At 69.4% G+C, this 10603-nt stretch carries 12 protein-coding genes and 1 pseudogene; 2 read left to right on the top strand and 11 right to left on the bottom strand.

Annotated elements, in window-relative coordinates:
• On the bottom strand, positions 1-2036 hold a 2036-nt coding region (locus tag Q0L11_RS05215), incomplete at its 3' end, for a sodium-translocating pyrophosphatase (protein ID WP_296595856.1).
• Between the two features lie 204 nt (positions 2037-2240).
• Positions 2241-2672 carry a hypothetical protein gene (locus Q0L11_RS05210; RefSeq protein ID WP_296595855.1) on the bottom strand — a complete coding sequence of 144 codons (432 nt, stop codon included), beginning with the start codon at positions 2670-2672 and terminating at the stop codon, positions 2241-2243.
• A gap of 131 nt (positions 2673-2803) precedes the next feature.
• Between Q0L11_RS05210 and Q0L11_RS05205 the strand changes: the two genes are divergently transcribed.
• On the top strand, positions 2804-3754 hold the full coding sequence (locus Q0L11_RS05205; RefSeq protein WP_296595853.1) for a retroviral-like aspartic protease family protein: 951 nt from the start codon (positions 2804-2806) through the stop codon (positions 3752-3754).
• A 41-nt stretch (positions 3755-3795) separates the two neighbouring features.
• Positions 3796-4545: an HAD family hydrolase gene (locus tag Q0L11_RS05200; RefSeq protein WP_296595851.1), complete on the top strand. Its 750-nt coding sequence runs from the start codon at positions 3796-3798 to the stop codon at positions 4543-4545.
• Here Q0L11_RS05200 and Q0L11_RS05195 read toward each other — a convergent pair.
• The 9 genes and pseudogenes from Q0L11_RS05195 to glyA form a co-directional block, all read right to left on the bottom strand.
• Positions 4542-5813, bottom strand: a complete 1272-nt coding sequence (locus tag Q0L11_RS05195) for a sulfatase (protein WP_296595849.1) — start codon at positions 5811-5813, stop codon at positions 4542-4544. The genes Q0L11_RS05200 and Q0L11_RS05195 overlap by 4 nt on opposite strands.
• Before the next feature lie 41 nt (positions 5814-5854).
• The gene (gene thiL, locus Q0L11_RS05190; RefSeq protein WP_296595847.1) at positions 5855-6829 is read right to left on the bottom strand and encodes a thiamine-phosphate kinase; all 975 of its coding nucleotides are present in this window, start codon (positions 6827-6829) and stop codon (positions 5855-5857) included.
• Complete coding sequence (gene nusB, locus Q0L11_RS05185) at positions 6810-7274, bottom strand: transcription antitermination factor NusB (protein ID WP_296595845.1); 465 nt, start codon at positions 7272-7274, stop codon at positions 6810-6812. Before nusB ends, thiL begins: the two co-directional genes overlap by 20 nt.
• Entirely contained in the window at positions 7271-7735 is a 465-nt protein-coding gene (gene ribH / locus Q0L11_RS05180; RefSeq protein WP_296595844.1) for a 6,7-dimethyl-8-ribityllumazine synthase, read from the bottom strand. Before ribH ends, nusB begins: the two co-directional genes overlap by 4 nt.
• Positions 7736-7764: 29 nt before the next feature.
• Entirely contained in the window at positions 7765-8355 is a 591-nt protein-coding gene (locus tag Q0L11_RS05175; protein ID WP_296595843.1) for a riboflavin synthase, read from the bottom strand.
• A complete protein-coding gene (locus Q0L11_RS05170) occupies positions 8355-8999 on the bottom strand; it encodes a RibD family protein (RefSeq protein ID WP_296595842.1) in 645 nt (214 codons plus the stop codon). Before Q0L11_RS05170 ends, Q0L11_RS05175 begins: the two co-directional genes overlap by 1 nt.
• Positions 9000-9056: 57 nt before the next feature.
• On the bottom strand, positions 9057-9641 hold the full coding sequence (locus Q0L11_RS05165) for a hypothetical protein (RefSeq protein ID WP_296595840.1): 585 nt from the start codon (positions 9639-9641) through the stop codon (positions 9057-9059).
• A gap of 118 nt (positions 9642-9759) precedes the next feature.
• Entirely contained in the window at positions 9760-10230 is a 471-nt protein-coding gene (nrdR, locus tag Q0L11_RS05160) for a transcriptional regulator NrdR (protein ID WP_296595839.1), read from the bottom strand.
• Between the two features lie 31 nt (positions 10231-10261).
• Positions 10262-10603, bottom strand: a pseudogene (glyA, locus tag Q0L11_RS05155) (serine hydroxymethyltransferase); the annotation flags it as partial.

Raw genomic sequence — 10603 nt, 5'->3', positions numbered from 1 at the left:
GTGTCCTTGTAGGGGTCGCCGACGGTGTCGCCGGTCACGGCGGCCTTGTGAGCCTCCGAGCCCTTGCCGCCGTGGTGGCCTTCCTCGATCAGCTTCTTGGCGTTGTCCCACGCGCCGCCGCCCGAGGTCATCGAGATGGCGACGAACAGGCCGGTGACGATCACGCCCATCAGCATGGCGCCGAGGGCCGCAAAGCCGTTCACCTTGCCGGCGATGGCGTTGATTACGAAGAACAGCACGACCGGCGACGCCACGGGCAGCAGCGACGGAACGATCATCTCCTTGATGGCCGCCGAGGTCAGGATGCCGACGGCGCGGCCGTATTCCGGCTTCACCTCGCCGGTCATGATCCCCGGGTTCTCCTTGAACTGGCGACGCACTTCGGCGACGACAGACTCAGCGGCCCGGCCCACGGCGGTCATCGACATGCCGCCGAACAGGAAGGGCAGCAGGCCCCCGAACAGCAAGCCGACCACCACGTAGGGATTGGAGAGATCGAAGGCGACTGCGCCCATGCCCTCGAAGAACGAGCCAGGCGAAGCATTGGCCGAGAAGTACTTCAGGTCTTCGGTGTAGGCGGCGAAGAGCACAAGGGCGCCCAGGCCGGCCGAACCGATGGCGTAGCCTTTGGTCACGGCCTTGGTCGTATTGCCCACGGCGTCCAGCGCATCGGTGGTTACGCGGACTTCCGGCGGCAGGCCGGCCATTTCCGCGATGCCGCCGGCGTTGTCCGTCACCGGGCCGAAAGCGTCGAGGGCGACGATGAAGCCGGCGAGCGACAGCATCGAAGTGGTGGCGATGGCGATGCCGAAGAGCCCCGCGAGGTTGTAGGTGACGATGATGCCGGCGATGATCACCAGCGCGGGGGCCGCGGTCGATTCCAGGCTCATGGCGAGGCCCTGGATGACGTTGGTGCCGTGGCCGGAGACCGAGGCCTTGGCCACCGACTTCACCGGCCGGAAACCCGTACCCGTGTAGTACTCTGTGATCACCACGATCAGCGCCGTGACCACCAGGCCGGCGAGGCCGCAATAGAACAGTTCGCTGGCGCCGAAGGTCTTGTCGCCCACCGTGACGGTAGTGGTCACCAGGCTATTCACCACCCACCAGATCGCGCCGATCGACAGCACGCCAGTGACGATGAGGCCCTGGTAGAGCGCCCCCATGATGTTGTTGGACTTGCCCAGCCGCACGCCGAACGTGCCGATGATCGACGTCACGATGCAGATGCCGCAGATGGCCAACGGCAGCAGCATCATGTCGCCCACTTCCGGCAGGCCGCGGAAGAAGATCGCGGCCAGGACCATGGTGGCCACCGTGGTGACCGCATAGGTCTCGAACAGGTCGGCGGCCATGCCGGCGCAGTCGCCGACGTTGTCGCCCACGTTGTCGGCGATGGTGGCGGCGTTGCGCGGGTCATCCTCAGGGATGCCGGCTTCGACCTTGCCCACCATGTCGCCGCCGACGTCGGCGCCCTTGGTGAAGATGCCGCCGCCCAGGCGGGCGAAGATAGAGATCAGCGAGGCGCCGAAGCCCAGGGCGACGAGGCTGTCGACGACCTCACGGCTGGTGCTCTCCAGGCCCATGCCGACGGTCAGCACATAGTAGTAGCCGGCCACGCCCATGAGCGCGAAGCCCGCCACCAGCATGCCGGTGATGGCCCCCGAGCGGAACGCGAGGGACAGGCCCTTGGAGAGGCCCTCCGACGCCGCCTGGGCGGTCCGGACGTTGGCGCGCACCGAGATCAGCATGCCCGCGAAGCCGGCGAGGCCCGACAGGATGGCGCCGATGGCGAAGCCGATGGCCGCCTTGACGCCGATCAGGACCGCCACGGCGATCAGGATCACGACGCCGACGATGCCGATAGCCGTGTACTGCTTGTTCAGATAGGCCTGCGCGCCCTCCTGGATCGCCGCGGCGATCTCCTGCATGCGCGCGTTGCCTGGCGAGGAGCGCAGGAGGGAAGCTGTCTGGAGGATGCCGTACAGCACCGCCAGCGCCCCTGCGCCGATCACCAATAGTAAAACCGAACTCATATTGAATCGCCCCTTTGCGAATTGATCGCGGGGGGTGTCCGGCGGCCGCCTCTGTCGGGCGGTACGTCGGTGGCTCCCATCCCCCCGTCGCGTTTCCCCAACTTGTTCCCGGGCGCGAAGGTGCGCCGCCGGAAAGACCGGGGAGCCTAGTCAGGTTTTCTCGGGGCGTGCAACCGGCGACGCCGGGGAACCCTGGGCAGGAAGCTAGTCGCGGGATGCGGGCATGCGTCGCCTTGGGGCCTGCTGGGTGACCGCGACGGACAGCACCTGGCCGGGTCCGGCGATCCGCGCCGCTTCGCGCGCCATCGCCGCGGTCAGCATCGGCACGTTGATCTGCGCCAGGTTCTTCGGGTCGGTGAAAGGCGTCCGGTGCCCGGCCCGGACCAGGGCGTCGCGGAAGTACGGCTCCTTCTCCCGCAGCTTGGCCGCGTTCGCTGCGCTGGTCAGATTGATGCGCACCGAGACGAAGATGTAGTTCACCACCTGGCCCTGGCGGACGATCGGCAGGCCCACCGGCTGCAGGTCGACGTACTGGCCGACGTCGCCCTTGTCGCCGCCCTCCTTCTTGCCTTCCGCGGCGTGGGCGGCCGTGGCGGCGAGGGCGAGGACAGCGGCGATCAGGGCTCGGCGAATCATGTCCAAAGCATCCCCTGCGTCGGTTGCCGCAAGATTGAGAGCCCCCTCCCCGCGATCACCGGACGGTGCGTGGCCGGCTTCGCCGAACGGTGGTAGCTTCACAATAATGACATAAGGGAGGAGTGCGGAGCATGTCTCCGACCCGTCGCCACGCCGCCCTCGGCCTGATGGCCGCAGCGGCCGTCCTACCCGCCACCCGGGCCGTCGCGCAGGACAATTCGGCCCCGCCCCAGCTTGAGCTGCCGGACGAGGATCACCCGCCCACGGAGCTGGCCGCGCGCCAGGACAAGAACGAGCACCTGCTGGCGCCCGTGACCATCAACGAGCAAGGCCCGTTCAACTTCCTGCTCGACACCGGCGCGAACGTGTCCTGCGTCTCCCACCGGCTCATGGAGCGCCTGGCGCTGAAGCCCGGTGAAACCGCGCTGGTCCACACGGTGGTGGGCGCGCGCGAGCGCCCGGTCGTGACCCTGGACCGGCTGCAGGTCGGCCCTCGCGATCGACGGCGGGTGCGCGCGCCGGCCCTGCCGCTCAAGGGGCCGGAAGTGGACGGCATCCTCGGGGTCGACTGGCTGAAGGGCCAACGCCTGGTGCTGGACTTCAAGCACAGCCGGCTAGAGATCACCCGCTCGCAGTCCGACAGCCCCGAACCGGGTCGGGTGGTCGTCGTGCCCGCCCGGCGGCGGAAGGGACAGCTCACCATCGTCGACGCCGACCTCAGCGGCTCGAAGATCAGCGCCATCATCGACTCCGGCGCGCAGGGCACGCTGTGCAACCTCAAGCTCCGCGACCTCGCCCGCAGCCAGGAGATGCGGCGGGGAGAGCCGCAGGCGCCGCAGTACGTGCAGATGGAGTCGCTGGCCGGCGAGCGCTTCACCGGCGAGGCGGTCTTTCTGCCGTTCCTGCGTCTGGGCGGCCTGCACCTGGGCAACGTGCCGGTGACGTGCGCGGACATGCACGTCTTCGACATCTGGGGCCTGAAGGAGGTTCCCGCCCTGGTGCTCGGGATGGATCTCCTGAGACAGTTCGAACAGGTCGCACTCGACTTCGGTCGCTCGCAGGTGCGGTTCGACTTCATCTAAGCCGCCTGGACGGGCGGGACGGCCAAGCGCAAAGGACGGCCATGATCCCGGCTGCGCCGCGCGCGATTCTCGTCGACCTCGACGACACGATCCTGGTTGCCGGCGAGCGGCCCGCGGTCCTGCTCCAGGTGGCGCGGGAGCTGGCGCGCGAGCTTGGGCCGCACACGCCGGCCGCTGTGGCCGAGCGGCTCGAGGCCGAACTGGCGCTCTTCTGGTCCGATCCGGAGCGGCACAAGGTTGCGCGCTTCGGAATCCCGGAGGCCCGGCGCCAGGTGGTGCGCGACACCTTCCGCCGCCTCGCCCCGGCCCTGAGCGACACCGTGGCCGACCGCTTCGCGACGCGGTTCACCGCCATGCGCGAGGCCATGACCCAATGCTTTCCGGGCGCGATCGAGGGTCTTCAAGCGCTGCAGGACCTGGGCGTGCGGCTCGGACTCATCACCAACGGGGCCTCGGCCACCCAGCGGGCGAAGATCGAGCGCTTTGGGCTCGCGCGGTTCTTCCATCACGTCCAGATCGAAGGCGAGGTCGGGTTCGGCAAACCCGAAATCCAGGCCTATCGGCACGCCATGGCGGCGCTTGGGACAGCGCCGCACGAGACCTGGATCGTCGGCGACCACCTGGAATGGGAGGTGGCTGCGCCCCAGCGCCTGGGCTTGCGGGCCATCTGGTGCGACGGCTTCGCCCGTGGGCTGCCAGCGGGCGCGTCGGTGCGTCCCGACCACATCGTAACCTCGCTCAGCGACATCGCGGCGATCTTCGCGACCGCCGACGACGACGCCCGCCACTAATCCGGGTGATCTGCAGCGCTCGGCGGCGGCACATGTCTCGGGAACGACTTGCCGATGGGATCGAACTTGGCGCGCGCCCGGGCGATGCGCGCTCGCATGTCCGCGAGCACCTCGGGATGCAGGCTGGCCACGCTATAGTTCTCGCCGGGATCGGACGGCATGTCGAACAGCAGCGGGAGCTGGTCGAGGGGGATGTCGTAGGTGCGGTAGTACGAGCGCGCCACCAGCTTCCAGCGCTCGGTGCGCACCGCGGCGACGTCGTTGTTGTTGAAGAGCAGGATCTCGTCGTGCGGCGACCCCTGGCCCGCGGTGAGCATGGCCGAGATGTCGCGCCCGTCGAGCTCTATCTCGGGAAGGGGGCGCCCCGCGAAGTTTAGCAGCGTCGGAAGCAGGTCGAGGTTGCTGGCGAGGCCGCTCGCGACCAGCCCGGCGGGGATGCGTCCCGGCTGGCGGGCGATGAAGGGCACCCGGAACCCGCCGTCCCAGGCCGAGCCGCCCTTGCGATCGCGGAACGGGCCGGACGAGCCCTCGAACCACGGCCCGTTGTCGGACGTGAAGATCACCAGGGTGTCGTCATCGATTCCCAGGGCCTTCAACCGCTCGAGCAGGCGGCCGACGTTGACGTCGATCTCCTCGACCACCTCTCCGTAGACGCCGGCGGGCGATCCGGTCAGGTCGTCGGGGTTCGGCACGAGCGGGATGTGCGGAGCGGTCAGGGCCAGCAGGACGAAGAACGGGCGGTCGCGATTGTCCTCGGCGAACGCGGCCGTCTGCTCGAAGAAGCGCTGGGTCAGCCTGGCGAAATCCACCTTGCCGTCCTGCTGGGCGACGGACGCGCCTTCCCCTTCGTAGAGCGACAACGGCCGCATGTCGTGGCTGTAGGGCAGGCCGTAGAAGCGGTCGAAGCCGTAGACGGTCGGCGGCCAGTGCGGCGCCACGTGGCCCAGGTGCCACTTGCCGACCAGGGCTGTGGCGTAGTCGGGCTTCAGCGCCTGGGGAATCGTCACCTCGGAGAGCGGCAGGCCCGTGGTGTCGGCGGGCTGGATGACCTCGTGCGCCAGACCCGAGCGGATCGCGTAGCGACCCGTCATCAGACCAGCTCGCGACGGCGTGCAGACGTTGGCCGAGGCGTAGAAGTCGGTGAGCCGCGCGCCCTCCGCCGCCATGCGGTCCAGGTTGGGCGTGCGAATGTGGCGGCCGCCGTCGCAGCCGATGTCGCCGTAGCCCAGGTCGTCCGCCAGGATGACGATGATGTTCGGCTGGCGCATGGTCCCTCCCCGTTTTGTCGTTGGAAGGAGGCTAGCGCAGTTCAGGCGTGCCGCCAGCCTCCCGCGCCGGGATCGATCGGCCGGCCGGCGGCGCGCACCTCGACGCCTTCGCCTTCCCGCACCTCGCCGATGACGGTGAACCCCGGAGGTTTGCGCACGCCGGACGCCATCGTGCAGACCACCTCGTAGTCGTCGCCGCCGGTCCCCAGGCGCAGCAGGGCCGCCGCTACGTCGGGCTGTTTCTCAAGCCAGGTCGCGGCCGCGCCCGACAGTGGCAGGCGGTCGAGGTCGATCAGCAGGCCCACCCCGCTCGCCTCGGCGACGTGGCGCGCATCGGCCACCAGGCCGTCCGAGACGTCGGCGGCGGCCGTGGCGTGGCGGCGCAAGGTCTCCCGTAGGTCCAGTCGTGGCTCCGGCAGGCGATAGCGATAGGTCAGCCGGCCATCGGGATCGTCGATCTCGCCCTTCACCGCGGCAAGACCCAGCCCCGCGTCTCCGATCGTGCCGCTGACCAGCAGCCGGTCGCCCGGCCGCGCCCCGGCCCGGCGCACCATCCGCCCCGCCGGGACCCATCCCATGGCGGTCAGGGAACAGGTGAACGGCCCCGGCGTCTTGACGGTGTCGCCGCCGAGCAGATCGACTCCATAGGCCTCCAGGTCCGCGGCCAGGCCCATGGCGAACAGCTCGCGGTCGCGCGCCGTGAAGGCGGCCGGCCAGGCGACGGCGAGGAAGGCGGCGAACGGCTCCGCGCCCTTGGCGGCGAGGTCGGAGAGGTTCACCCGCGCCAGCTTGCGCGCCACCAGCTCGGGCGCCTCGCCCTGCGGGAAATGCACGCCCTCGACGATGGCGTCCTTGGTCACGACCAGGTCGAAGCCCGGCCTCTGGGGAATGACGGCGGCGTCGTCCTTGAGCTCGAACGCGCCGGCCGCGCCGCGAGTCAGCGGCCGGAACAGGCGCGCGATCTCGCCGAATTCGTCGAGCCGCTCGGGGTCGGCGTCAGGAAGCGGTCCGGACATCCCGCGCCACACCGTCGAGCGCGCCGTTCACGAAGCCCGGCTCCGTGCCTTCGAAGAAGCTCTTCGCCACTTCGACGTATTCATCGATCGCCACCTCGGTGGGCACGTCGGACCGGAAGGCCAGTTCGTAGGCGCCGGCCCGCAGGATGGCGCGGACCGTGGCGTCCAGCCGCTCCAGCCGCCAGTTCTCGGCCAGCCGCTTTGCGATGGCCGCGTCCACGGTCTTCTGCTTCGAGACCACGCCCCGCACCAGTTCCGCGAAGAAGCCCTCGTCGGCCGTGGCCAGTGTGTCGCCCTCGCCTTCCACGCCCTCGAGCGCACGATCGAAGCGGTGCTCGGTGAACTCACGGATGACGCTCTCGACGCCGATGGAGGAGACCTCCATCTGGTACAGCGCCTGCACCGCGGCGAGGCGGGCCACCGAGCGGGACGCGTGGGCGCTCATCGCTTGGCGCCCGACAGTTGATGCTTCAGCTCAATCATGCTGAGCGCGGCGCGCGCGGCGCCGCCGCCCTTGTCGCCTTCGCTGATGCGGGCGCGGGCCCAGGCCTGCTCGTCGTCCTCGGTCGTCAGGATGCCGTTGCCGATGCACAGCCGCTTGCCGACCGTCAGGTCCATGACGCCACGGGCGCTTTCGTTCGAGACGATCTCGAAGTGGTAGGTCTCACCGCGGATCACGCAGCCCAGGGCGACATAGCCGTCATAGTGCTTGCCCGCCGGCTTGTGCCCCGCCTCCTCGGCCATGGCGATCGCGCCGGGGATCTCCAGTGCGCCCGGCACGGTCACCACGTCGTATTCCGCCCCGAACGCGCTCAGCGCCTGCGTCGCGCCTTCCAGAAGGGCGTCGGCCAGGTCGTCGTAGAAGCGCGCCTCCACGATGAGGATGCGGATCGGCTCGTCGCTCATAGAAATCCCTTTGTCTTGAGCGGAAGCCTTTAGGCCGTTTCGCGCCAGCGGGCGAGATACCGCGCCAGCATGTCGATCTCGAGGTTCACCCGCGACCCGGGCTTCAGCGTCCCCAGGGTGGTCACGTCCCAGGTGTGGGGGATCAGGTTCACGCCGAACACGTCGTCCTCCACCTCGTTCACCGTCAGCGAGACCCCTTCGACGGCGATGGAGCCCTTGGGCGCGATGTAGCGATGCAGCGGGCGGGGCACGCGGATCTTCACGCGATGCGAGCCCCCTTCGCTGTCGATGGAGACGACTTCGCCAACGCCGTCCACGTGGCCGGAGACGATATGGCCGCCCAGCTCGTCGCCGACCCGGGCGGCGCGCTCCAGGTTCACCGGCCGCCCCTCATGCCAGTCGGACAACGTCGTCTTCGACAGGGTCTCCCCCGAGACCTCGACCGCGAACCAGCGGTCGCCCTTCTCCACGACCGTCAGGCAGCAGCCGGCGTGACTGATCGAGGCGCCGATGTCGACGGTGGAAAGGTCGAAGGCGGTCTCCACCTCGAACCGGCGGTCGCGGTTGGTGTCGCGGACGGCGCGGACGCGCCCCACGTCGGTGACGATGCCGGTGAACATTAGCCCCTCGCGTAGCGCTCCCAGAGGTCGTCGCCCAGGACGTTGACCTCGACCCGCCGGAAATGGGGCGCCTCGTCCAGCGCCGCAACCGCCAATGCGCCCACCCCCGGCCGTCCTTCGCCCCCGATCACCATGGGCGCCCGGAACCATTCGAGCGCGTCGACCAGCCCGCAGCGCAGGAAGCTGCCGGCCACCTGGCCGCCGCCTTCGACAAAGAGGTCGCACAACCCTTCATCCGCCAGCGCCTGCACCACGGACTTCAGCTCGGGGCGGTCCTCCCCGACCGCGGAAACCGTCAGGACCTTGACCCCCGCCTCGACCAGCACGGGGTTGGGCGCCTCAGTGGCGACCACATAGGTCGGGATCTCGCGCGCCGTGGCGACCAATCTGCACTCGGGCGTCAGCCGCTGGCGGCTGTCCAGGACAACGCGCGCCGGCTGGCGGCCGTTGAAGCCCGACAGGCGCACCGTCAGTTCGGGATCGTCCGCCAAGGCGGTCTCGATGCCGATCACCACGGCATGGTGCGCGGCGCGCAGGCGGTGCACCTGCTCGCGGCTCTGCGGTCCGGTGATCCAGCGGCTCTGACCCGACGCGGTCGCGATCCGACCGTCGAGCGAAGTGGCGAGCTTGAGGGTGACGCTCATGGTCTCCCCTTTATGGGCCTGGGCGCGCGGGCGCCAGTCATCCGCGCGCGTGGGCGCTCAACCGGAAGCGCGCCAGCCCGGATCGAGCGCGTCGTCGCCGTCGAAGGGTTCATCCGACGCCTCGGCCGGCGGGTCGGGCAGATCGCGCCAGCCGCGGGCCCTCGCTTCGGGCAGCCCCAGATCGGCGCAGAGCGCGACCACCTCCTCGTCCAATGGCGACTGTTCGAAAGTCTCCTGGGCCGCGCGGGCGGACAGATAGACGGCCAGGCCGTCCATCAGGTCGTCGAAAAACTCTTCGCGCTCGTCTTCGGGACCTTCGTAGGCCTCGCGTTCGGCCCAAGCGACGCGCGTGACCGCAACGCGGACGTCGGTCTTGCGCCTGGCAATGGCGGCGGTGTTGCGCTTGCGCGGATATTCCCGCGCCTGTTCGGAGAGTTCGCGGCGCAAGCGTACCTTCAGGGCCAGGGTCTGGCGATACGACCGCGCCGCGCGTTGCGCCGTACGGGCCAGCCCGTTCCCGACGTCGGGGTCCTCCACCGCCATGGCGCGCTCGGAAAACCGTCGAGCGGTGGCGAGGTCGAGCGCGGCGAGCTCGGAGAGCCCCGCCGCTTCCTCCTCCGTGATGTCGAGCGCGTCCAGCATGACGGCGGGAGTGGAACACGGGGGTGCGTCAGAAGCGGACGCACATCGCCAACCTTCTCCAAATGCAGAGAGTGGAGCCCGCCCGTCTGGCCTGTCGCGGCAAGTCGCCTAGGGCCGACTACCGCTCGTCGGCCGCCTCGGCGAGGCCCTCTTCGCCCAGGAACCGCGCGAAGTCCTCGGTCTCCTTGAAGTCGCGGTAGACCGAGGCGTAGCGGACGTAGGCCACGTCATCGAGCTGCTTCAGATGCTTCATCACCAGTTCGCCGATAGTGGACGAGGGCAGCTCGGTCTCGCCCATGCTCTCGAGCTGGCGGGTGATGGTGGAGATCATGCGCTCCACGCGCTCGGGCTCGACGGGACGCTTGCGCAGGGCCACGGACAGCGAGCGGGCTAGCTTGTCGCGGTCGAACGGCGCGCGGCGACCCGACCGCTTGAGGATCGTCAGCTCGCGCAGTTGCACGCGCTCGAAGGTGGTGAAGCGGCCCTCACACGCCGGGCACAGCCGGCGACGGCGAATGGCCGCGCCGTCTTCCGACGGTCGGCTGTCCTTCACCTGGGTCTCATCGTGGCCGCAGAACGGGCAGCGCATATCTAGCCCCCTTCGCGGCCACTTAACGCTATTAGGCGTATATGGGGAAGCGTTTGGTCAGCGCCACGACCTCGCTGCGGACCTTCTGTTCCACCGCCGAGGAATCCTCGCCCGTGGACACCGCGTCCAGCACCTCGCCGATCCACTTGCCCACCTGCCGGAACTCGGCCGGGCCGAAGCCGCGGGTCGTGCCAGCGGGCGTCCCGACGCGCAGGCCCGAGGTCTGCATCGGCGGCAGCGGGTCGCCGGGGATCGAGTTCTTGTTGGTGGTGATCCCGGCCCGCTCCAGGGCGATCTCGGCCTGGGCGCCCGAAACGCTCTTGGGCGTCAGGTCGACCAGCATCAGGTGGCTGTCGGTGCCGTTGGAGACGAT

This window comes from Phenylobacterium sp. (assembly GCF_024508875.1).
Lineage (GTDB): Bacteria > Pseudomonadota > Alphaproteobacteria > Caulobacterales > Caulobacteraceae > Phenylobacterium.
Note: the sequence above shows the minus strand (reverse complement) of the source record. Positions and strands in the feature narration are given on the sequence as shown.